This window comes from Rhodoferax sp. (assembly GCF_018780565.1).
Lineage (GTDB): Bacteria > Pseudomonadota > Gammaproteobacteria > Burkholderiales > Burkholderiaceae_C > Rhodoferax.
This window is the reverse complement of the sequence record NZ_JADMJN010000003.1, coordinates 324918-345088: the sequence shown is the minus strand read 5'-3', so window position 1 is coordinate 345088 and position 20171 is coordinate 324918. Positions and strand designations below refer to the sequence as shown.

Annotated in this window: 25 protein-coding genes and 1 tRNA gene; 3 read left to right on the top strand and 23 right to left on the bottom strand. The window is 56.3% G+C overall.

What is annotated here, in order from left to right; genetic code table 11:
- Positions 1-5: 5 nt before the first annotated feature.
- From IV109_RS05560 to IV109_RS05540, 5 genes are all read right to left on the bottom strand, one after another.
- Positions 6-497: an NUDIX domain-containing protein gene (locus tag IV109_RS05560; protein WP_296693485.1), complete on the bottom strand. Its 492-nt coding sequence runs from the start codon at positions 495-497 to the stop codon at positions 6-8.
- Positions 494-1372, bottom strand: coding sequence for an ATP-binding protein (locus tag IV109_RS05555; protein WP_296693482.1), 879 nt, complete (start codon positions 1370-1372; stop codon positions 494-496). Before IV109_RS05555 ends, IV109_RS05560 begins: the two co-directional genes overlap by 4 nt.
- Positions 1369-2598: a bifunctional glutamate N-acetyltransferase/amino-acid acetyltransferase ArgJ gene (argJ, locus tag IV109_RS05550; protein ID WP_296693479.1), complete on the bottom strand. Its 1230-nt coding sequence runs from the start codon at positions 2596-2598 to the stop codon at positions 1369-1371. Before argJ ends, IV109_RS05555 begins: the two co-directional genes overlap by 4 nt.
- Positions 2599-2691: 93 nt before the next feature.
- On the bottom strand, positions 2692-5457 hold the full coding sequence (secA, locus tag IV109_RS05545) for a preprotein translocase subunit SecA (protein WP_296693478.1): 2766 nt from the start codon (positions 5455-5457) through the stop codon (positions 2692-2694).
- 157 nt (positions 5458-5614) lie between these two features.
- Complete coding sequence (locus tag IV109_RS05540) at positions 5615-6604, bottom strand: M23 family metallopeptidase (protein WP_296693473.1); 990 nt, start codon at positions 6602-6604, stop codon at positions 5615-5617.
- Positions 6605-6628: 24 nt separating this feature from the next.
- Between IV109_RS05540 and IV109_RS05535 the strand changes: the two genes are divergently transcribed.
- Positions 6629-6940 (top strand): hypothetical protein, encoded by a 312-nt coding sequence (locus IV109_RS05535; protein ID WP_296693469.1) that lies wholly within the window; start codon positions 6629-6631, stop codon positions 6938-6940.
- Positions 6941-7030: 90 nt separating this feature from the next.
- On the opposite strand, the gene IV109_RS05530 is transcribed toward IV109_RS05535, so the two are convergent.
- From IV109_RS05530 to petA, 6 genes are all read right to left on the bottom strand, one after another.
- Positions 7031-7106 (bottom strand) — tRNA-Thr (locus IV109_RS05530).
- A 50-nt stretch (positions 7107-7156) separates the two neighbouring features.
- Positions 7157-7669, bottom strand: a complete 513-nt coding sequence (locus IV109_RS05525) for a ClpXP protease specificity-enhancing factor (protein WP_296693464.1) — start codon at positions 7667-7669, stop codon at positions 7157-7159.
- A gap of 19 nt (positions 7670-7688) precedes the next feature.
- Positions 7689-8300 (bottom strand): glutathione S-transferase N-terminal domain-containing protein, encoded by a 612-nt coding sequence (locus IV109_RS05520; RefSeq protein WP_296693461.1) that lies wholly within the window; start codon positions 8298-8300, stop codon positions 7689-7691.
- Positions 8301-8404: 104 nt separating this feature from the next.
- Entirely contained in the window at positions 8405-9178 is a 774-nt protein-coding gene (locus IV109_RS05515) for a cytochrome c1 (protein WP_296693458.1), read from the bottom strand.
- A gap of 15 nt (positions 9179-9193) precedes the next feature.
- Positions 9194-10594, bottom strand: coding sequence for a cytochrome bc complex cytochrome b subunit (locus tag IV109_RS05510; protein WP_296693454.1), 1401 nt, complete (start codon positions 10592-10594; stop codon positions 9194-9196).
- An 11-nt stretch (positions 10595-10605) separates the two neighbouring features.
- The gene (gene petA, locus IV109_RS05505; RefSeq protein ID WP_296693451.1) at positions 10606-11220 is read right to left on the bottom strand and encodes a ubiquinol-cytochrome c reductase iron-sulfur subunit; all 615 of its coding nucleotides are present in this window, start codon (positions 11218-11220) and stop codon (positions 10606-10608) included.
- A 135-nt stretch (positions 11221-11355) separates the two neighbouring features.
- On the opposite strand from petA, the gene mscL reads away from it, so the two are divergent.
- Positions 11356-11784 (top strand): large conductance mechanosensitive channel protein MscL, encoded by a 429-nt coding sequence (mscL, locus tag IV109_RS05500; protein ID WP_296693448.1) that lies wholly within the window; start codon positions 11356-11358, stop codon positions 11782-11784.
- A 52-nt stretch (positions 11785-11836) separates the two neighbouring features.
- Here mscL and pdxA read toward each other — a convergent pair whose 3' ends face one another.
- The 3 genes from pdxA to IV109_RS05485 all read right to left on the bottom strand — a co-directional run bounded on the left by pdxA (position 11837) and on the right by IV109_RS05485 (position 14091).
- Positions 11837-12892, bottom strand: coding sequence for a 4-hydroxythreonine-4-phosphate dehydrogenase PdxA (pdxA, locus tag IV109_RS05495; RefSeq protein WP_296693445.1), 1056 nt, complete (start codon positions 12890-12892; stop codon positions 11837-11839).
- Positions 12893-12897: 5 nt separating this feature from the next.
- Positions 12898-13656 (bottom strand): Nif3-like dinuclear metal center hexameric protein, encoded by a 759-nt coding sequence (locus IV109_RS05490; protein ID WP_296693441.1) that lies wholly within the window; start codon positions 13654-13656, stop codon positions 12898-12900.
- Positions 13657-13734: 78 nt separating this feature from the next.
- Positions 13735-14091, bottom strand: coding sequence for a hypothetical protein (locus IV109_RS05485; RefSeq protein WP_296693437.1), 357 nt, complete (start codon positions 14089-14091; stop codon positions 13735-13737).
- A gap of 141 nt (positions 14092-14232) precedes the next feature.
- Between IV109_RS05485 and IV109_RS05480 the strand changes: the two genes are divergently transcribed.
- Complete coding sequence (locus tag IV109_RS05480; protein ID WP_296693435.1) at positions 14233-15375, top strand: trypsin-like peptidase domain-containing protein; 1143 nt, start codon at positions 14233-14235, stop codon at positions 15373-15375.
- A gap of 32 nt (positions 15376-15407) precedes the next feature.
- Here the strand turns inward: IV109_RS05480 and tatC are convergent, their stop codons facing one another.
- The 9 genes from tatC to hisA all read right to left on the bottom strand — a co-directional run bounded on the left by tatC (position 15408) and on the right by hisA (position 20167).
- Positions 15408-16199, bottom strand: coding sequence for a twin-arginine translocase subunit TatC (gene tatC, locus IV109_RS05475; protein ID WP_296693432.1), 792 nt, complete (start codon positions 16197-16199; stop codon positions 15408-15410).
- Positions 16199-16663, bottom strand: a complete 465-nt coding sequence (locus tag IV109_RS05470; protein WP_296693429.1) for a twin-arginine translocase TatA/TatE family subunit — start codon at positions 16661-16663, stop codon at positions 16199-16201. Before IV109_RS05470 ends, tatC begins: the two co-directional genes overlap by 1 nt.
- Positions 16664-16704: 41 nt before the next feature.
- Positions 16705-16953, bottom strand: a complete 249-nt coding sequence (gene tatA, locus IV109_RS05465; protein WP_296693426.1) for a Sec-independent protein translocase subunit TatA — start codon at positions 16951-16953, stop codon at positions 16705-16707.
- 78 nt (positions 16954-17031) lie between these two features.
- Complete coding sequence (locus IV109_RS05460) at positions 17032-17406, bottom strand: histidine triad nucleotide-binding protein (protein ID WP_296693421.1); 375 nt, start codon at positions 17404-17406, stop codon at positions 17032-17034.
- Entirely contained in the window at positions 17403-17786 is a 384-nt protein-coding gene (locus IV109_RS05455; protein WP_296693419.1) for a hypothetical protein, read from the bottom strand. Before IV109_RS05455 ends, IV109_RS05460 begins: the two co-directional genes overlap by 4 nt.
- Complete coding sequence (locus tag IV109_RS05450) at positions 17783-18163, bottom strand: phosphoribosyl-ATP diphosphatase (RefSeq protein WP_296693416.1); 381 nt, start codon at positions 18161-18163, stop codon at positions 17783-17785. The genes IV109_RS05455 and IV109_RS05450 overlap by 4 nt, the downstream gene beginning before the upstream one ends.
- 6 nt (positions 18164-18169) lie before the next feature.
- The gene (hisI, locus tag IV109_RS05445; protein WP_296693413.1) at positions 18170-18559 is read right to left on the bottom strand and encodes a phosphoribosyl-AMP cyclohydrolase; all 390 of its coding nucleotides are present in this window, start codon (positions 18557-18559) and stop codon (positions 18170-18172) included.
- Positions 18560-18642: 83 nt separating this feature from the next.
- Complete coding sequence (gene hisF, locus IV109_RS05440; protein ID WP_296693411.1) at positions 18643-19422, bottom strand: imidazole glycerol phosphate synthase subunit HisF; 780 nt, start codon at positions 19420-19422, stop codon at positions 18643-18645.
- A gap of 4 nt (positions 19423-19426) precedes the next feature.
- A complete protein-coding gene (hisA, locus tag IV109_RS05435; RefSeq protein ID WP_296693408.1) occupies positions 19427-20167 on the bottom strand; it encodes a 1-(5-phosphoribosyl)-5-[(5-phosphoribosylamino)methylideneamino]imidazole-4-carboxamide isomerase in 741 nt (246 codons plus the stop codon).
- Positions 20168-20171 lie beyond the last annotated feature (4 nt).

Sequence of the window (20171 nt, the reverse complement as noted above, 5' to 3'; positions counted from 1 at the left end):
GCCTTTTAATTCATTGGCTCATCAGCTACAAAATATGTAGCACCAGAGTATCCCCGCTCATCGGCAAGCCATTGAAGAACCGGCACAGTACCCGGCAATACCGGCATGACCCGTACCGGTAGTCCTTCCCAGGAAAATGACTGCGCTTCCCGCATTTGCAGCTCGCCTGCCCAGCTAAAAACTTTGCAGAAGTTCAACCGCACAAGGGCATGGGGATAGTCCACCATTTCAACCTTCCATGGCGTCGCCAAATCAATGGTGATGCCCAGCTCTTCGTGCAATTCACGCGCCAAGGCCTGCACCACGGTTTCACCTGATTCCAGCTTGCCACCCGGGAATTCCCAGTAGCCCGCGTAGACCTTGCCCTCGGGTCTGGAGGTTAAAAGAAACTCGCCGTTCGGTTTTATCAAAACCCCCACCGCTACATCGACCACCGGGCGATCTGGCCCACCCTCGCGTGGTAGCGTCGCATCCGCAATCAATCCAGGAGTTCTCATGTGTTTACAGCATGTTTGCCCGCGTAGTCACGTGCAAACTGATAGGCCACCCGGCCACTGCGAGAGCCTCGCTCGAGTGCCCATACAAGGGCTTGCGGCTTGGCCGCCTCAATGGCCGACGCCGTCACACCGAACGAGGACAACCACTGCGCCACAATGGTGAGGTATTCATTCTGTGTGAAGGGGTAAAAACTGACCCACAAGCCAAAACGCTCCGACAGGGAAATTTTTTCCTCGACGCCTTCACCAGGATGAACTTCACCATCTTCGGTATGTGTGTAGCTCAGGTTCTCCTTCATGTATTCCGGCAACAAATGGCGTCGGTTGCTTGTCGCATAAATCAGCACATTGGGCGTCGTCGCGGCCACGGAACCATCAAGGATGGACTTGAGCGCCTTGTAGCCCGGTTCGCCGTCTTCAAAACTCAGATCGTCGCAAAACACAATGAATTTTTCGGGTCGATCAGACACCACGTCCACAATATCCGGCAAATCGGTCAGATCAGCCTTGTCGACTTCAATCAGCCGCAGGCCACGTTCAGCGTATTCGTTCAGGCATGCCCGGATCAGCGACGATTTGCCCGTTCCGCGAGCCCCTGTCAACAATACATTGTTGGCCAGTTTGCCGCTGACAAACTGCAGGGTGTTGAGCTGGATTTTTTCTTTTTGAGGATCAATTTCCTTCAGATCCACCAAATGCATGGCGCCCACATGGCGCACCGGCTCCAGTGCTCCGTGACCGGAACTCCGCTTACGGTAGCGATAGGCCACAGACGCCGTCCAGTCCGGTGATGACAGGGCTTGCGGCAGCACCGATTCGATGCGGCCAATGAGTTGCTCTGCCCGAAGCAGCAAATGCTCGAATTTTTCGTTCATGAGCGGTAGTCTGCGTTGATCGTGACGTAATCATGGCTCAGGTCACACGTCCAGACCGTGTCCACCGCATCACCACGTCCCAGAACCACGCGCACCGTGATCTCGCTCTGCTTCATGACGCGCTGACCATCTTCCTCGCGGTACAGTGGGTTGCGTCCCCCCTGAACCGCGACAAGAACATCATCAAGGTAGAGATCAATGCCCGTCTGGTCCAGGTCGGCAATGCCCGCATAACCCACCGCCGCCAGAATGCGCCCCAGGTTGGGATCACTGGCAAAGAACGCCGTCTTCACCAAAGGCGAGTGTGCAATGGCATAGGCCACCTGGCGACATTCCGCCCGCGTCTTGCCATTCGTCACGCTGACTGTTATAAATTTTGTAGCACCCTCACCATCACGTACGATGGCCTGCGCCAGTTTTCTCGCAATATCGAGCATGGCCGCCTTCAATATCCGACCTGCAGCACTGTCCAGCGAATCGATGGGCATATGGGCCGCCTTGTTGCTTGCAATCACCACGAAGGAGTCGTTGGTGGAGGTGTCGCCATCCACCGTCACGCGATTGAAGGAGCCCTCCGCCAGTTCAGTGGCTAACTGTTGCATGACGGCCTGGCTGACACATGCATCCGTGGCCATAAAGCCCAACATGGTTGCCATGTTGGGCCGAATCATCCCCGCCCCCTTGCTGATACCTGTGATGCTCACCAAGGCACCGTCAATCAACACCTGCGCGCCAAACGCCTTGGGCACCGTGTCGGTGGTCATGATGCCCTCCGAAGCACGCATCCAGTTGTCTTCCCGGGCATCAGCCAGTGCGCCGTCCAGCCCGGCTTCAATACGCTCAACGGGGAGGGACTCCATGATGACGCCGGTTGAAAACGGCAATATCTCTTGCGGTGAGATCCCGAGCTTCCCCGCCAGCGCCACACAAGTGCGTAACGCACGGTCCCGTCCGTCGGACCCGGTGCCTGCGTTGGCATTGCCGGTATTGATGAGCATGGCCCGAATACCCGCGCCGCTGGCGAGATGCTCCCGGCAAATCTGCACAGGTGCTGCACAAAACCGGTTCTGGGTGAATACACCGGCAACCGAGGCGCCCTTGTCGATCAAAACAACCGTCAGGTCTTTGCGATGGGCCTTGCGCACGCCCGCTTCTGTGACGCCAATGCGCACACCAAGCACGGGATAAAGCTGAGCCGGATCGGGGGCAGACAAGTTGACAGGCATATTCTTCCTTTAGACGATGACTGGATTATCCAAAAATTCAATCTTGAAAAAACAAACGGGCCTCAAGGCCCGGTTGTTAAGCAACAGCACTGATCAGACCAGCTTGCCGTGGCACTGCTTGTATTTCTTGCCACTACCGCAAGGACATGGCTCATTGCGCCCCACGCGCGCCAGGGTAGCGCCCGCCGAGGTTGGTTTGCGACTGACGGTGTCTTCATCGAGCGTCGTTTCCACCTCGCCCGTTTCAGTCGGCGCCGTATAGGTCACATTGGCAATGCTTTCTGCACGGGATTCCATTTCCTCGGCCGCCTGCCCCAGTTGTTCGCCGGATTGAACCTTGACCGTCATGAGAATCTTGGTGACTTCATTTTTAACGGAATCCAGCAACTGGCCGAACAACTCAAAGGCTTCGCGCTTGTATTCCTGTTTGGGCTGCTTCTGGGCATAGCCACGCAAATGAATACCCTGGCGCAGGTAGTCCAGCGCGCTGAGGTGATCTCGCCAGTGCGTGTCAATGCTCTGCAACAGCACCATGCGTTCGAACTGGGTGAAGTTCTCACCACCGACCTGCTCGACCTTGACGGCAAATGCCTTGTTGGCTTCAGTGCGCACAGTCTCCAAAACATCTTCATCGGTAATCGCACTGGCAGCGCTGACCTGTTCCTTCAATGGCAATACCAGTTGCCACTCATCCGACAAAACTTTTTCGAGGGATGCAATATCCCATTGTTCCTCGACCGATTCCGCAGGCAGATATTGGCGCACCAGATCATGAAAACTTCCCTCCCGCAGAGAAGTAATCTGAGCCGACAAATCCTTGGCATCCAGAATTTCGTTGCGTTGCTGGTAAATCACCTTTCGCTGGTCGTTGGATACATCGTCGTACTCCAGCAATTGCTTGCGCATGTCAAAGTTTCGTGCTTCGACCTTGCGCTGTGCGCTTTCGATACTGCGCGTCACAATGCCTGCTTCAATGGCCTCACCATCGGGCATCTTGAGTCGGTCCATGATGGCCTTGACCCGGTCGCCCGCAAAGATGCGCATCAACGAGTCGTCAAGACTCAAGTAAAAACGCGACGAACCCGGATCACCCTGACGTCCTGAGCGACCCCGCAACTGGTTGTCGATCCGGCGCGATTCATGACGCTCGGTGGCAATGATGCGCAGACCGCCCAATGCTTTCACCTGCTCATGATCTTTCGTCCACTGTGCACGTATCGCATCGATCTGCGTTTGCTTCTGTTGTGCATCCAATGATTCGTCAGCCTCAACCGCTTCAACAACCTTGCTGATGTTGCCACCCAGAACGATGTCCGTCCCACGTCCCGCCATGTTGGTGGCGATAGTGATCATTTTGGGACGTCCGGCCTGGGCCACGATATCGGCTTCGCGCGCATGCTGTTTGGCATTCAGCACCTGATGCGGCAACTTCTCTTTCTCCAGCAATTGCGCAATGATTTCCGAGTTCTCGATCGACGTGGTGCCGACCAGCACTGGCTGACCCCGCTCGTAACACTCGCGAATGTCCTTGATCGCCGCTTCGTATTTTTCACGTGTCGTCTTGTACACACGGTCCAGCTGATCCTCACGCTTGCTGGGACGATTGGGTGGCATGACCACCGTTTCCAAGCCGTAGATTTCCTGAAATTCATAGGCCTCGGTATCGGCCGTACCCGTCATACCCGCCAGCTTGCCGTAGAGACGGAAATAGTTTTGGAAGGTGATCGATGCCATCGTCTGGTTTTCAGGCTGGATATTGACGCCCTCTTTGGCTTCGACCGCCTGATGCAAACCCTCGCTCCAGCGTCGACCGGACATCAAACGACCGGTGAACTCGTCGACGATGACGATCTCGCCTTCCTGCACCACGTAATGCTGGTCGCGGTGATAGAGGTGGTTGGCCCGCAAGGCGGCATACAGGTGATGCATCAGCGTGATATTCGCCGGGTCGTAAAGAGTGGCGCCTTCGGGAATCAGGCCCAGTTCGAAAAGAATGCGCTCCGCGTTCTCATGACCCTGTTCCGTCAAGACGACCTGGTGACTCTTTTCATCCAGTGTGAAATCACCTGGCTTGGTGATGCCCTCACCCGTACGCGGGTCCGCTTCACCTTCCTGCCGGTGCAACAGCGGAACTACCTTATTGATCGCAAGGTAAAGATCGGTGTGGTCTTCGGCCTGACCACTGATGATCAGCGGCGTACGCGCCTCGTCAATCAGGATGGAGTCAACCTCGTCAACAATGGCGTAATTCAGTCCGCGCTGAACACGGTCTGCTGCTTCATAGACCATGTTGTCACGCAGGTAGTCAAAACCGTATTCGTTGTTGGTGCCATAGGTGATATCGGCGCGATAAGCAGCCTGTTTCTCCTCGCGCGCCATGTGTGGCAAGTTGATGCCGACCGTCAAGCCCAGAAAGTTGTAGAGCTTGCCCATCCACTGGGCATCCCGATTGGCCAGATAGTCATTCACCGTCACAACGTGAACGCCCTTGCCTGACAAGGCGTTCAGGTACACCGGCAAGGTGGCGGTCAGGGTCTTGCCCTCACCGGTTCCCATTTCAGAAATTTTGCCATTGTGCAGTGACATGCCCCCGAGTAATTGCACATCGAAATGGCGCATTTTCATGACGCGCTTGGACCCCTCGCGGACCACCGCAAATGCCTCCACCAACAAGGCATCCAAAGGCTCTCCAGCCGCTATACGCTCTTTGAACGCCTGCGTTTTGCCGCGCAAGTCGTCATCGGAAAGCTTCTCAAGTTCAGCCTCCATCGCATTGATGCGAACCACGCTGGTACGGTATTTTTTGAGCAAGCGGTCATTGCGACTGCCGAAAATTTTGGTGAGGATATTGGTGGCCATGAATGCAAGACGGACCCGCCAGCCCACAGGGGCCGACAGAGCTGCGCAATCCTTTTTCTAATCTAGGTGAAATGGGGCCGCCACAGTAAAACGCAACCGTTGGAACGGAATATGCCGCGCTGAGACAACCAATCGCAGGATTTTACCTTTGGCTGGACTATCGTCGTTCCAATGGGGCCGACTTGGCCAGTGCCATGGCGGAACCTGCCCCGGCAGTCCTGTTCGCTTGTTGCGGCGCAAGGTTACGGCCAGCTGCCAAAAACTTGCCTGGGTCCTGTGGAATCCCCTGTACCAGGACTTCAAAATGCAAGTGGGGGCCGGTCGAGCGCCCAGTGTTTCCCACCTCGGCAATTTTCTGTCCACGCTTGATCAGGTCGCCCTTTTTGACCAGCGTTCTGGAAGCATGCGCATACCGGGTAATGAGGTCATTGCCGTGGTCTATTTCGATCATGTTGCCATATGCCGAATGAAACTCCTGTGTCACCACGATGCCCCCTGCTGCAGCGAGGATGGGCACTCCCTGATTCGCCTGAAAATCCAGACCAGTGTGCAGCGCGGACTGTCCGGTAATGGGATCGATCCGCCAGCCAAACAAAGACCCCAAGTTACCAGCCGCCACGGGTTGCTGGGTCGGTACCATCATGCTGCGAATCTTCTGATCAAACAGACGGGACTCCATCACAGTCATCAAATCGGTGCGCTGATCCGTCAGGCGATCCAAATCCGCCAGGGTCGATTGAAGTTCGGCCATGGACAAAGAGCGGCCCGATACCAGTGCGCCGCCCTGCCCCGGCTTGATCTTGATGTCATTGGGACTTACGCCTGCCAATCCGGATACGCGCTCACCCAGTGACTCCAACTGGGTCATCTTGGCCTGCATTTCACCCAGTTTTCGTGCCAGCACATCAAGGTTCTCCCGCATGAAACGGTCGCGTTGGTCGAATTCGTCTTTGACAACCAACCTGACCAGGGTGCCCACCACGGGCCATCCTTCTCTGGCACCCTTCAGGAACACCCAGTGGTAGAGACCGGCCGCGACCAACATCAACGTGAACGAGGCCAGAACGCCAGCCAACAGCAGCTTGCCCCCACTCAGGTGAATTGCACGGCTTTTGGCAAGCCACGCATCCGTGATAATCAATTGCATTCGGACCCTCCAAACAACTTGCACATGAACCGCCGCCACCACCCGGTCACGCTGCTACAGGCCAGCCAGGACTCACCAACTCTGGCGAGATTAACCGAACTCACCCGCGATTCGGTCGCGCGACTCAAGGCGATCGAATCCCTTATTCCCGGTGCACTGCGCGCCAGCGTAAAGGCTGGTCCGATTGACGGTCCGGTGTGGTGCCTGATTCTCAGCAACAACGCTGCAGCAGCGAAGATGCGCCAAATTTTGCCATCACTGGAAGCCCACCTGCGAAGCAAAGGTTGGGAGGTTAACTCAATTCGGCTGAAGGTCCAAATCAACACGGGGGGCTGATTTACCTGTGTTCATTCGAGACCATAAAAAACCCGCATACCAACCGGTATGCGGGTTTTCAGAGTTTTTTCATTGTCTGCAACAATGATGTGGTGCCGATTGTCGGATTCGAACTGACGACCTACCGCTTACAAGGCGGTTGCTCTACCAACTGAGCTAAATCGGCACGTCTCGTATTTTAACGGACTCTTGAAGCCTTATCCGGCCCGGACCGAATTATTTAACACGTTTCAGCGCGGGTCTGGGACCGACGGGTGATGGACGCGGTGGATCCGGGTCTTCGTTGCCCCGATCCGACTCCACGCTTGCCAGCTGAACCACCTTGACCTCAGCTGAGGCATCCGCTGCGTCCGGCACCGAGGTCAGACTTGTCGCAGGCGATGAAAGTGCGCGGGTTCCCCTGGGCGCCTCCATCGGGAAAGCCATACCCTGGCCATTTTCCCGAGCGTAAATCGCAATGACCTGCGACACCGGCACCATGATCTCCCGGGCAACACCGGCAAACCGGCCTTTGAATTCAATGAACTCGTTGCCCAGTTTCAGTGCACTTGTAGCGTCGAAGCTGATGTTGAGAACAATTTCCCCATCTTTCACATATTCACGGGGGACTAGCACACTCTCATCCACAGCAACTGCGATATACGGCGTGAACCCGTTGTCTGTGCACCACTCGTACATCGCCCGGATCAGATACGGGCGGGTTGATGTGGCGTCTGGAGCTTCAATCATCGGCTTTGGGGCAAAGCGCTTATTTGCGCATCACCTTCTCAGAGGGCGTCAATGCTTCAATGTAGGCCGGCCGAGAAAAGATTCGCTCTGCATATTTGAGCAGCGGAGCTGCATTCTTGCTGAGCTCGATGCCGTAATAATCCAGACGCCACAACAGCGGCGCAATCGCCACATCAAGCATCGAGAAACCATCACCCAGCATGTACTTGTTTTTCAGGAAGACTGGAGCCAGCTGAGTCAAGCGGTCCCGGATGTGGGCACGCGCTTTCTCCAACATCTTCTCGTTGCTCTTGGCGGCACGTGACTCCAGTGTGGAGACATGCACAAAGAGCTCCTTCTCAAAGTTGAGCAGGAAAAGGCGCACACGGGCACGGTCAACCGGATCGCCGGGCATCAGCTGGGGATGAGGAAACCGTTCGTCAATGTATTCATTGATGATGTTGGACTCATACAGAATCAAATCGCGCTCGACCAGGATAGGTACCTGACCGTAAGGATTCATCACATTGATGTCCTCAGGCTTGTTGTACAGATCCACGTCGCGAATCTCAAAGTCCATGCCTTTTTCAAACAGGACAAAGCGGCAGCGGTGGGAAAACGGGCAGGTAGTACCTGAATACAACACCATCATGGTGGGGGCTCCTAAAAATCAAAAAGAGTGGGACGCGTGATGCGATCCCACTCCAAAAAGCTCAAGCCACGCCTGATGGCGCGAACTCAAACTGTATATCCTTGTTACTTGATGTCTTTCCAGTAAGCGGCATTGAGACGCCAGGCAAACACTGTAAACACGCCAAGGAACAGCAAAACCCATACACCCACACGGATACGCGTGTTCTGAATCGGCTCGCCCATCCACTGCAAGTAACTCACCAAATCGCCGACGGCCTGATCGTATTGCAGAGGTGTCATCGTGCCGGGTTTGACTTGCTCCCAGCCCTTGAACACCTGCACCGCGTGACCATGATCTTTGACTTCGTCATAGACGGGGCGACGATCACCCTGGAGTTCCCACAAGACGTGCGGCATGCCAACATTGGGGAACACGAGATTGTTCCAACCTGTCGGCTTTTCAGCATCCTTGTAGAAGGTACGCATGTAGGTGTAGAGATAATCGGCACCGGTTCCGCCAGCACCTGCACGCGAGCGGGCAATGACGGTCAGATCCGGTGGGTTGGCGCCAAACCAGGCCTTGGCCTGTTGCGGATCAATGGCCGCCTTCATGGTCTCGCCAATCTTGGCGTTGGTCACCAGCAGGTTGTCCTTGATTTGCTGCTCCGTCAAACCGATGTCGGTCAGACGGTTGTAGCGCATAAACGCTGCCGAGTGGCAGTTCAAACAGTAGTTGACAAACAGTTTGGCGCCATTTTGCAGGGCGGCCATGTCGTTGGTCTGGTTAGGCGCTTTGTCCCAAGCCATGCCACCCACATTGGCTTGTGCCCCGAACGACAGACCCAAAGCCATCGTCAAACTGAGAATGATTTTTTTTGTGAAACCCATGGTTTTCATAATTATTTCTCCAGTTCAATGCGCCGCAAAGGTGACACGGTCTGGCACCTGCTTCGGTGTCCCGATTCGGCTCCACCAAGGCATCAGAAGAAAAAAGCCAAAGTAAAACAGCGTACCCGCCTGCGAAACTCGACCACCGATATCCGACGGAGGCAGCATGCCCAAGTAACCCAGCACCAGGAAATCAAGGACAAAAATCACGTACATGTACTTGTGCCAGTCAGGACGGTACCGGATCGACTTGACCGCGCTGTTGTCCAGCCAAGGCAGGAAAAACAAAATCACAACGCCGCCGCCCATAGCGACCACACCCCAGAACTTGGCATCAATGGCCAGCATCATGGCAACCACCACCACCGCCACGCCCAGAATCAGACCCTTCAGAATCGAAGGCATCTTGATCTTGACCACGCTCAGCACCGCACCACCCAGCACGCAGGCAATCAGCGCATACATCATCTCGCTCGTCACCGCGCGCAGCATCGAGTAGAAAGGCGTGAAATACCAAACGGGTGCAATGTGCAAAGGCGTCTTGAATGGATCTGCCGGAATGAAGTTGTTGTACTCAAGGAAGTACCCACCCAACTCAGGGGCAAAGAACACAATGGCGGTAAATGCCATCAGGAACACGCTCACTGCAAAGATGTCATGCACCGAGTAGTAGGGATGAAAAGGGATGCCATCCAACGGGCGTCCCTGAGCATCTTTCTTGGCCTTGATCTCGATGCCATCGGGATTGTTGGAGCCCACTTCGTGCAAGGCAATGATGTGTGCAACGACCAGACCTAGCAGCACCAGAGGCACGGCGATCACGTGGAAACTGAAAAAGCGGTTCAACGTGGCATCGCCAACCACGAAGTCGCCGCGAATCAGCAGCGCCAGATCCGGACCAATGAAGGGAATGGCAGAGAACAAATTCACGATCACCTGAGCACCCCAGTAGCTCATCTGACCCCAAGGCAACAAATAACCCATGAAGGCTTCGGCCATCAGTGCGAGGAAAATCCCGCAGCCAAAGATCCAGATCAATTCACGTGGCTTGCGATAGCTGCCGTAAATCAGTCCACGGAACATGTGCAGGTACACCACAACAAAAAACGCAGAGGCGCCTGTGGAGTGCATGTAGCGAATCAACCAGCCCCAAGGTACATCGCGCATGATGTACTCGACAGAACCAAATGCCAAAGCGGCATCCGGCTTGTAATGCATCACCAGGAAAATGCCGGTGACGATCTGGATTACCAGCACCAACAGTGACAACGACCCAAAGACGTACCAAAAGTTGAAGTTTTTCGGTGCGTAGTACTCGCTCATGTGCTCTTTGAAGAGCTTGGACGCCGGAAACCGGTTATCCACCCAGTTGAGCAGCTTTTCGCCCGCAGGGGCGTTCGGAGAGATTTCGTGAAATTCAGCCATGTTGTTCGTCCTTAGGCTTTCTTGTCGTCACCAATGAGCAACTTGGTTTCGGAGAGATACATGTGGGGAGGGACCTCGAGGTTGTCCGGCGCAGGCTTGTTTTTATAAACCCGACCCGCCAGATCAAAGGTCGAACCATGGCAGGGACAGAAGAAGCCGCCTTGCCAGTCATCTGGCAGGGAAGGCTGGGCGCCTGTCTGGAACTTGTCAGATGGCGAACAACCCAAGTGCGTACAGATACCCACGGTGACCAGGTATTCAGGCTTGATAGAACGATGCTCGTTGCGCGCGTATGCAGGAGCCTGGTCATCGGGCTTGCGCTCGGATTTGGGATCTGCCAACTGCGAATTCAGCTTGGGCAATGCGGCCAGTTGCTCAGGTGTGCGACGGACGATCCACACAGGCTTGCCGCGCCACTCCACGGTCATCTTTTCTCCGGGCTTGAGCGCGGAAATATCGGCTTCCACAGCTGCACCAGCCGCTTTGGCCTTCTCAGAGGGCTTGAAACTACTGACAAAGGGGACGGCTGCGGCAATACCGCCGACGGCACCAGCGCAGGTGGACGCAATCAACCACGTCCGTTTGCTGGTGTCGATCTGACCGTTGCCGACAAGGGTTTCACTCATGGGAATCCTCGATGAAAAAACACTATTGGGGTTAACCGGCGATTGTAGCTGACCGTTTGGAGCGACTTTGAGCCCACGCCGGCACTCTCTTGGGTGATACTGCACCCCTCTTAGTCGCAAAAGGGGTTTATCAAAATGGGAATGATGCAGGAATTCAAGGAATTTGCCCTCAAGGGCAATGTGATGGACTTGGCTGTCGGCGTGATCATTGGCGGTGCGTTTGGCAAAATTGTCGACTCCATCGTTGGCGACTTGATCATGCCAGCCATCGGCGCCATTGTCGGGAAACTGGATTTTTCAAATTTGTTCATCGTCTTGAGGCCGGCGCCCGAGGGCACCGTCATGACACTGGATGCGCTCAAGAAAGCGGGTGTACCCGTTTTTGCCTATGGCAACTTCATCACAGTCGCCGTTAATTTTGCGATTCTGGCGTTCATTATTTTCATGATGGTCAAACAGATCAACCGCTTGAAGAAGGCCGCGCCACCACCCCCTGCAGCACCCGCAGTGACGGCGGAAGAGGTACTGCTTCTGCGCGAAATTCGCGATAGCCTCAGAAAGTAAATTACTATATTTTCAATAGCCCCCCCTTTAATGGAAGGGGGAAACAGCATTTTTACTGTGATTTTGGTAGCTGACAAAGCTGTCGCGCCATGCGTATGGCCTCGATCAGGCTGGCCGCATCCGCTTGATTCATGCCGGCAATATCAAATGCCGTCCCGTGATCCGGGCTGGTGCGTACCAGCGGCAGGCCCAATGTCACATTGACACCCTTGTCCACGCCCAGATACTTCACCGGAATCAGGCCCTGATCGTGGTACATCGCCACCACGACATCGAACTCACCAAGCTTTTCAGGCGTGCTGCGCGCCCGCATGAACACGGTATCCGGGGCAAAAGGACCCCTGACATGGATGCCCTGCAAGCGGGCTTGCGCAATAGCCGGCGCAATGATGTCAATCTCCTCGCGGCCAAACAGTCCACCCTCCCCCGCGTGCGGATTCAGGCCCGCCACCCCGATGCGCGGCACATGGCCCAGGGCCGCCTGGAGCGACTCATGGGTAATTCTCAGCGTCTCCAGCACATTGTCATAGGTCACTGCGTCAATCGCATCACGCAAGGCCACATGGATGCTGACCAACACAACACGCAGTTCGTCATTGGCCAGCATCATGCGCACCGGCATTTCTGCCAGAGACTTTCCCTGGTGTGCCGCCGCCAAGGCCTGCAACATTTCGGTGTGCCCCGGATAGGCGCTGTGAGGAACACCGGCCAGGGCCAGTGCCTCTTTATGCAAGGGAGCAGTCACCAGGGCTGCCACATCGCCGCGCAAAGCAGCCTGCGCCGCCCAGACAACGCATTCGGCCGCGATTCGACCCGCGTCCGCGCTCAACTGGCCAAAAGCAGCTGGTTGGGTTATCGCCGCACCCAACTGCAATACCGGTATGCACCGCGGAGGCATGCCTAGCGCCTCCGCGGGCGTTTCAATCTGGGCCACAGCCAACGGCACCTGCCCGGCGCTGATCACATCAACAGCCCGACGCACCGTCGCCACGTCGCCCGCGACAAAACAGCCCCGCGTCACATCCGGTGTATCCCGGAAGGCCTTGGCAATGATCTCCGGGCCAATGCCCGCAGGGTCCCCAAGGGTGATGGCAATCGGTTTTTGCATGGCGTTCAAGCCGGGTTGTCAATGTCGATGAATTGGTGTGCCAGCCCGAACTGCTCAGCCACCCGTGCCGCAACGGCCGGCGCGCCATAGCGCTCACTGGCATGATGGCCGCAGGCTATATATGCCACTCCACATTCGCGCGCATAGTGTGCCTGTGGCTCCGAAATTTCGCCGGTGATAAAGGCATCTGCCCCGGCTGCAATAGCCGCCTCAAAATATCCCTGGGCGCCGCCAGTGCACCACGCTATTTTTTTTATAGCTTTAGATGGATGACCCACAAGGACTACAGACCGATTTAATTGCGCCTCAATATGGCGCGCGAGCACTTCTGCCGAGTCGAAACCCGCACCGTCACTGCGCTCGCCCATAAAGCCCAGATCCTGTTCCCCGAATCGCGTCTGTGCCACAAGACCGAGCTTCAAGCCCAGCTGTGCGTTATTACCCAGTTCAGGATGCGCATCCAGAGGCAAATGGTAGGCAAACAAGTTGATATCGTGCGCCAGCAACAAAGCCAGACGTTGCTTCATCCAACCGGTAACACGTCCGTCCTGGCCTCGCCAGAACAGACCATGGTGCACAAAGATCGTATCGGCTTGCGCCGCGATCGCCGCTTCAATCAAGGCGCGGCTGGCGGTCACACCCGACACAATTTTCCGGACCTGGCGTGCGCCTTCTACCTGCAAGCCATTGGGACCGTAGTCACGAAAGCGTTCGGGCTGGAGCAGTGTGTCCAACGTTTGCAAGAGCTGTATGCGGTCAGTCATGTTCAGATTTGAAAAGATGCGCCAAAATCGAGGGCGCCTGGGTCAAGCTGCGTGCCGCATTGTCGGCGAAATAGTACGTCACGGTGCGTCTCGCTCTGACAGCACAGTGCTGTCGCAGCCCCGTCCGAGCGCGATCCAGCGTCGAGCAAGGCGCGTCAGGCCTGACGCCAGCCAGGGTGCCAGAGGCGATAATTTCGAAGGCAAAACCCCATGCAGCACCTCCAGCGGGTCACTCAGGGCACCGCAGCGGTATTGCAGCAACTCACTGTGCCAGCGCACTGCAACACAGGCACCCTGGCGACGCCGCGACAAAACAATGCCCAGCGGACACGGATCCAGCAGGCAACACACCCCGCAGCCATTGCAAGGCGCCCCTGACTGCGGCTTGAGCGGCGCATCGGGATGGATAAGAATAACCCGTTTGATTTCGGACATGGAATTGACGAACTGTACAGGCCCCATGTCGCATGGGTTGAAATAGCATAGGTCAACCGCATTTCTGCACGGCGCCTACAATTTGGGTTTCTCACCCTGACTCATTAATTTACGGAGGCGGCGTATCGCCTACCCATTGTCATGAAACGTCTCTGGTTGTTGTTTTGCCAAACCGCCACCATTTTGCTGGCGGCCTATTTTGTTGTTGGCACACTCAAACCTGCCTGGCTTGGCAACCGCTCTGCAGGCTCCGGCGCCATTGCACTGATGGAAGCCCCTGCCGCCAGTTCCTCTGCTGTGCCACCAGGCAGTTTCAGACTTGCGGCACAAAAGTCATCTGCCGCCGTGGTGAGTATCAACACCAGCAAGGCCGCCAAGAAGCATCCGCGTAGCGATGATCCCTGGTTCAAGTTCTTTTTCGGTGAGCAAGGCAATGAACCCCAAGTCGGACTGGGCAGCGGTGTCATCGTCAGCGCCAACGGCTACATCCTGACCAACAACCATGTGGTGGAGAGTGCCGATGAGATTGAAGTCATCCTCAATGACAGCCGCCGCGCCTTGGCCAAAGTCATCGGCACCGATCCGGATACCGATCTTGCAGTCCTGAAAATTGACCTCGACCGGTTGCCTGCCATCGTGCTGGGCAACTCCGACACGCTGCAGGTAGGCGACCAGGTGCTGGCGATCGGCAACCCCTTCGGCGTCGGACAAACCGTCACCGGCGGAATCGTCAGCGCCTTGGGGCGCAATCAGTTGGGGATCAACACTTTCGAGAACTTCATCCAGACCGATGCAGCCATCAATCCCGGCAATTCGGGCGGCGCACTGGTGGATACTCACGGCAATCTTCTGGGCATCAACACCGCCATCTATTCACGTTCGGGCGGCAGCATGGGTATTGGCTTCGCCATTCCGGTTTCCACCGCCAAACTCGTCATGGAAGGCATCGTCGCAGACGGCCAGGTCACACGCGGCTGGATTGGCGTGGAGCCCAACGATTTATCGCCGGAACTCGCCGAGACTTTTGGCGTAAAGGCCAAGGATGGCGTGATCATCACCGGCGTACTGCAAAATGGTCCTGCAGCCCGCTCGGGAATTCGCCCAGGGGATGTCATCACCACAGTAGCAGGCAAGCCCGTAGGCAATGTTTCCGAATTGTTGAGCAGTGTGGCTGCCTTGAAACCGGGGACAGCTTCCAAGTTCAGCGTCTTGCGTCGGGACGAAAAAATCGAACTGGATGTGACACCCGGTGTCAGGCCCAGACCGCGCAAACTGGAGCAATAGCAGCGACGCCTGACCCTGCGCAGCGTTCTGCGTCAGGACTGGGCTGCTTCAGCCTCGTCGACCGGTGCCTGGGTGTGCTTGATAAACACCTTGGCCGCCAGAATGCCAACTTCATACAGCAGGCACATCGGAACCAGCAAGGCGATCATGGACACGGGATCAGGCGGCGTAACCAAACCGGCAACGGCCGCTGCGCCCACCACAAAGTAGGTTCGAAACCCCTTCAGCTGGGCAATCGTCACAATGCGCATACGCGCCAGGACGATAACCACAATGGGCACTTCAAACGCCACGCCAAACGCGATGAACATGGTGATGACGAAGTCGAGGTAGGCCTCAATGTCCGGACTCACAGCCACTGACACGGGTGCCATTTTCTGAATCGCTGGAAATGCCTGCCCGAAGACAAAGAAATAACAAAACGCAGCGCCCATATAGAACAGGATGGTGCTGGCAGCCACCAGAGGCAGAACCAGCTTTTTCTCATGCCGGTACAGACCCGGCGCCACAAAAGCCCAAACCTGGTACAGGATCCATGGCAGTGACAGGCCGATGGCGGCCAAAACCGACACCTTGATGGGCACCAAAAATGGCGATACCACACCCACCGCAATCATCCGGGAACCTTCTGGCAAGGCCTTGACCAGCGGCATGGCCAGCAGGTCATAGAGTTTGGAGGGGCCGGGGTAAAAAAGAAGGACACCCAGTACCGCAGCCACGCCATAAAGCGCACGCAGGAGCCGATCACGCAATTCAAACAGGTGCTGAACGAAGGGTTGTTCGGTGCCGGCCAGTTCGTCTTCTTTGTTAACAGGATCAGTCATCAGTTCACTTTGGTAGGGCGGAACCGCGCCACACGTGCGGCCCCCGACAAGGCTCGGGTGCGCGTACCGGTACGGGCTTTGTACCAGCTGGGTGTAGCGCCCTGCTTCACACGCCACTTTTTCCTGGGATGTTTGTACTCGGGGAAACCCAGCAGTGAATTGTCAGTTTCGATATTGGACACCATTCCAGTGGTTTCGGCCCAGCTTTTCTCGAAATCGCTGGCGCTGGTCTGGATGGAGTTTTCGACATCTCGCGCTGCGCCTTCAACCGTATCCTTCATTTTCTTGAGTTCATCAAGGTCCATGGACCGATTGACTTCAGCCTTGACATCGGCCACGTAGCGTCGCGCGCGACCCAACAAGGTGCCGATGGTTTTCGCCAGCCCGGGCAGCTTTTCAGGTCCAATGACCACGAGCGCGATCCCGCCAATGATGGCGAGCTTGGTGATCCCGATATCAATCACTTAAAGACCCTGCTGACCCGAACAAGCCTCAAGCCGCGCAATCAGGCTTTTGTCTTGGCTTCGACATCAATGGTTTCTTTGGCGGCGGAAGTACCCGTCGTCACTTGCTGTGGTGCAGCCGTGGCGGCCGTCGCATCAGCCGCAGCCTTGTCAGAGCCGTCTTTCATGCCATCCTTAAAGCCCTTGACCGCGCCGCCCAGATCCGAGCCGATGTTGCGCAGTTTTTTGGTGCCAAAGATGACAATGATGATGACCAGAAAGATGATCAGGTGTGTTGTCGAAAGTCCCATGAGTTTCTCCTAAGGAATTAGGCCGATTTTAGTCGGCGAAGTTGCTGCAGGGCGCAGCCCTTTCAAATTGCCCTGAATTTAACCTCTGAGCCACGGCCTTGGCCCGCCCATCACATGGATGTGCAAATGGTGAATCTCCTGGCGGCCCTCTGCACCGGTATTGCTCAGTATCCGAAAGCCCCCATCCGGATAGGGATTACAGCCTTCCTGCAAGGCCAACTTCGGAGCCATCGCCATCATCCGTCCCAACAAGCCCGCGTGCTCGGGGCCAACGTGCGCCATGGAAGGGATGTGCACCTTGGGAATCATGAGGAAATGCACGGGTGCCCAGGGATTGATGTCATGGAACACGAACACTTCCTCATCCTGATAAACCAGTTTGGACGGAATCTTGCCCGCAACGATTTTGCAAAACAGGCAATCGGGGTCGCTTTGTAAAATTTGCTCGATCATGCCGAAAACTCCATGGGAAGACCTTGGTTCATGCGCACCATGCCGGACACGATACGGTAGAGAAACCAGATGGAGATCAGGCACCAGGCAATCCATCCGGGCACAAGAAACAGAATCCACAAGGGCGCCGTCACGGCATAAAGCACCGCCGCAATGACAACCGTTCGGATCCGCCAGCGGAAATGCGAGGCGTGCCAGGTGCCCTCGGCCTCGGGGCGCTTGACCATGTCGATGATGAAAGCTGCGATGAGAAGTACCGGGCCAAACTGCCCCCCCGGAATCAAGGCACCGATGGCAACAATCAGATGCAGGATGTAGCTGATGGTGCCCACGGTATTGAGCGATTGCAGCTTCTCCAGATCGATGGGGTCCTGGGTCATTTGATCTCCCCTTCACGCATTTGGACTTTTCGCAAAGCCTTTTCTTCAATACCGCTGGTGCCGGCACGGCGGTCCAGCTCGGTTACCACATCGGCAGGCCTCAGGCCGTAGTGCGCCAGCGCGATCATGCAGTGAAACCACAAATCAGCCACTTCATAGACGATTTTGGTCTTGTCTCCGCCAAAATCGGCGTCTTTGGCCGCCATCACCACTTCGGTCGCTTCTTCGCCGATTTTTTTCAGAAAGGCATCAGGCCCCTTATGCAACAGGCGCGCCACATAGCTGGCTTGCGGGTCCCCGCCGTTTTGCGGCAGTCGACTCTCGATCACCTGTGCCAGGCGGGCAAGTGAATCTGGGCTGGAAGTGTTGGAAGACATAAGTGCTTACTTGTAGATGGTTTGCGGGTCTTTCAAGACCGGTTCGGTGACTTTCCACTCGCCGTTTTCATAGACCGTGAAAAAACAGCTGTGACGGCCGGTATGGCAGGCAATACCGGGCTCATGCCCGAGTTGCGTCACCTTGAGCAGGATCACGTCGTTATCGCAATCCATACGGATTTCATGCACTTTCTGCACGTGACCCGATTCTTCGCCCTTGTACCAAATTTTGTTACGCGAGCGGCTGAAATACACCGCCTGACCCAGTTCAGCCGTTTTTTGCAGGGCTTCGCGGTTCATCCAGGCAAACATCAGCACATCGTTGCTGCCCTGCTCCTGCGCGATCACCGGCACGAGGCCCTTGGAATCCCATCGAATATGTTTTAGCCAGTTCATGCGGGAATTGTCCGTGATTTATTTTTGCTATTTAAAGAATAGCAGGGGATGCAATATTGGCGAAGACCAGATATCGATTTGACTTAAATTCGCACGGGAATTCCGCGCTCGGCCATTCTGGCTTTGGCCTGCCCCACGGTGAATTCACCGTAGTGAAAAATACTCGCCGCCAGCACCGCATCGGCGCCACCGCGCTGAATGCCATCGGCGAGGTGGTCCAGGGTGCCCACGCCACCCGAGGCAATCACCGGAACGCTGATGGCATCGCTCACTGCACGGGTCAGCGCCAGATCAAAACCAGCCTTGGTGCCATCGCGGTCCATGCTGGTGAGCAGGATTTCGCCTGCACCGAATTCGGCCATCTGGCGCGCCCAGGCCACAGCGTCCAGCCCAGTGTTTTTGCGCCCGCCGTGGCTGTAGACGTCCCAGCCTTCGCCACGTTCCAGCATATCGTCGCCAAAACGACGCTTCGCGTCGATCGCCACCACAATGCATTGCGCGCCGTATTTGGCGGAGGCATCCTTGATGACCTGCGGATTGGCCAATGCGGCGGAGTTGAAACTGGTCTTGTCCGCGCCGGCATTGAGCAGGCGGCGCACATCGTCCACCGTGCGCACACCGCCACCCACGGTCAGGGGAATGAAGACCTGCGAGGCCACCGCCTCAATGATGTGCAGGATCATGTCACGCCCGTCGCTGGTGGCGGTAATGTCGAGAAAAGTCAGCTCATCAGCACCCTGCTCGTTGTAACGCGCGGCAATCTCCACCGGGTCACCGGCATCGCGCAGTTCGACAAAGTTGACGCCCTTGACCACACGGCCACCGGTTACGTCCAGGCAGGGAATGATGCGTTTGGCGAGCACCGGATCAGCCGTTCAACTCGTCAGCGCGTGCCTGTGCGGCGGCAAAATCGAGATCGCCAGAGTAGATGGCGCGTCCACAGATGACGCCTTCCACCCCTTCGTCTTCAACAGCACACAGGGCTTCGATGTCCACCATGTTGGACAGGCCACCCGATGCAATCACGGGGATGGTCAGCGCCTGTGCCAGCTTGACCGTGGCCTCGACGTTGATGCCGCTGAGCATGCCGTCACGGCCGATGTCGGTATAGATGATGGATTCCACACCGTAGTCTTCGAATTTTTTGCCCAGGTCGATCACATCGTGGCGGGTGAGCTTGCTCCAGCCATCGGTGGCCACCTTGCCATCCTTGGCGTCGAGTCCGACGATGATGTGCCCGCCAAAGGCCGTACAGGCATCTTGCAGGAAACCGGGGTTTTTGACGGCTGCCGTGCCAATGATCACGTAACGCAAGCCGGCATCCAGGTAGCGCTCAATGGTGTCCAGGTCACGGATGCCGCCGCCGAGCTGCACATCAATCTCGCTGCCGACTTCCTTGAGAATCTTGCGGATTGCCTGTTCGTTCTTGGGATGTCCTGCAAAAGCACCGTTCAAGTCCACCAGATGCAGACGACGTGCGCCTTTGCTGACCCAGCTACGGGCCATGACAGCGGGATCTTCGCCAAACGTGGTGGATTGGTCCATGTCGCCTTGTTTGAGGCGAACGCAGTGGCCGTCTTTTAAGTCAATTGCAGGGATTAAAAGCATGATG

Coding starts and splice junctions, on each gene's coding strand:
- IV109_RS05535 (WP_296693469.1), top strand. CDS start 6,629: ATGAACCGCCGCCACCACCCGGTCACGCTGCTACAGGCCAGCCAGGAC.
- mscL (WP_296693448.1), top strand. CDS start 11,356: ATGGGAATGATGCAGGAATTCAAGGAATTTGCCCTCAAGGGCAATGTG.
- tatC (WP_296693432.1), bottom strand. CDS start 16,199: ATGACTGATCCTGTTAACAAAGAAGACGAACTGGCCGGCACCGAACAA.
- tatA (WP_296693426.1), bottom strand. CDS start 16,953: ATGGGACTTTCGACAACACACCTGATCATCTTTCTGGTCATCATCATT.
- argJ (WP_296693479.1), bottom strand. CDS start 2,598: ATGCCTGTCAACTTGTCTGCCCCCGATCCGGCTCAGCTTTATCCCGTG.
- IV109_RS05460 (WP_296693421.1), bottom strand. CDS start 17,406: ATGATCGAGCAAATTTTACAAAGCGACCCCGATTGCCTGTTTTGCAAA.
- IV109_RS05490 (WP_296693441.1), bottom strand. CDS start 13,656: ATGACTGACCGCATACAGCTCTTGCAAACGTTGGACACACTGCTCCAG.
- pdxA (WP_296693445.1), bottom strand. CDS start 12,892: ATGCAAAAACCGATTGCCATCACCCTTGGGGACCCTGCGGGCATTGGC.
- IV109_RS05525 (WP_296693464.1), bottom strand. CDS start 7,669: ATGATTGAAGCTCCAGACGCCACATCAACCCGCCCGTATCTGATCCGG.
- secA (WP_296693478.1), bottom strand. CDS start 5,457: ATGGCCACCAATATCCTCACCAAAATTTTCGGCAGTCGCAATGACCGC.
- hisI (WP_296693413.1), bottom strand. CDS start 18,559: ATGAACTGGCTAAAACATATTCGATGGGATTCCAAGGGCCTCGTGCCG.
- IV109_RS05455 (WP_296693419.1), bottom strand. CDS start 17,786: ATGACCCAGGACCCCATCGATCTGGAGAAGCTGCAATCGCTCAATACC.
- IV109_RS05450 (WP_296693416.1), bottom strand. CDS start 18,163: ATGTCTTCCAACACTTCCAGCCCAGATTCACTTGCCCGCCTGGCACAG.
- IV109_RS05485 (WP_296693437.1), bottom strand. CDS start 14,091: ATGTCCGAAATCAAACGGGTTATTCTTATCCATCCCGATGCGCCGCTC.
- IV109_RS05555 (WP_296693482.1), bottom strand. CDS start 1,372: ATGAACGAAAAATTCGAGCATTTGCTGCTTCGGGCAGAGCAACTCATT.
- IV109_RS05515 (WP_296693458.1), bottom strand. CDS start 9,178: ATGAAAACCATGGGTTTCACAAAAAAAATCATTCTCAGTTTGACGATG.
- IV109_RS05540 (WP_296693473.1), bottom strand. CDS start 6,604: ATGCAATTGATTATCACGGATGCGTGGCTTGCCAAAAGCCGTGCAATT.
- hisA (WP_296693408.1), bottom strand. CDS start 20,167: ATGCTTTTAATCCCTGCAATTGACTTAAAAGACGGCCACTGCGTTCGC.
- IV109_RS05520 (WP_296693461.1), bottom strand. CDS start 8,300: ATGATGGTGTTGTATTCAGGTACTACCTGCCCGTTTTCCCACCGCTGC.
- petA (WP_296693451.1), bottom strand. CDS start 11,220: ATGAGTGAAACCCTTGTCGGCAACGGTCAGATCGACACCAGCAAACGG.
- IV109_RS05480 (WP_296693435.1), top strand. CDS start 14,233: ATGAAACGTCTCTGGTTGTTGTTTTGCCAAACCGCCACCATTTTGCTG.
- IV109_RS05510 (WP_296693454.1), bottom strand. CDS start 10,594: ATGGCTGAATTTCACGAAATCTCTCCGAACGCCCCTGCGGGCGAAAAG.
- IV109_RS05560 (WP_296693485.1), bottom strand. CDS start 497: ATGAGAACTCCTGGATTGATTGCGGATGCGACGCTACCACGCGAGGGT.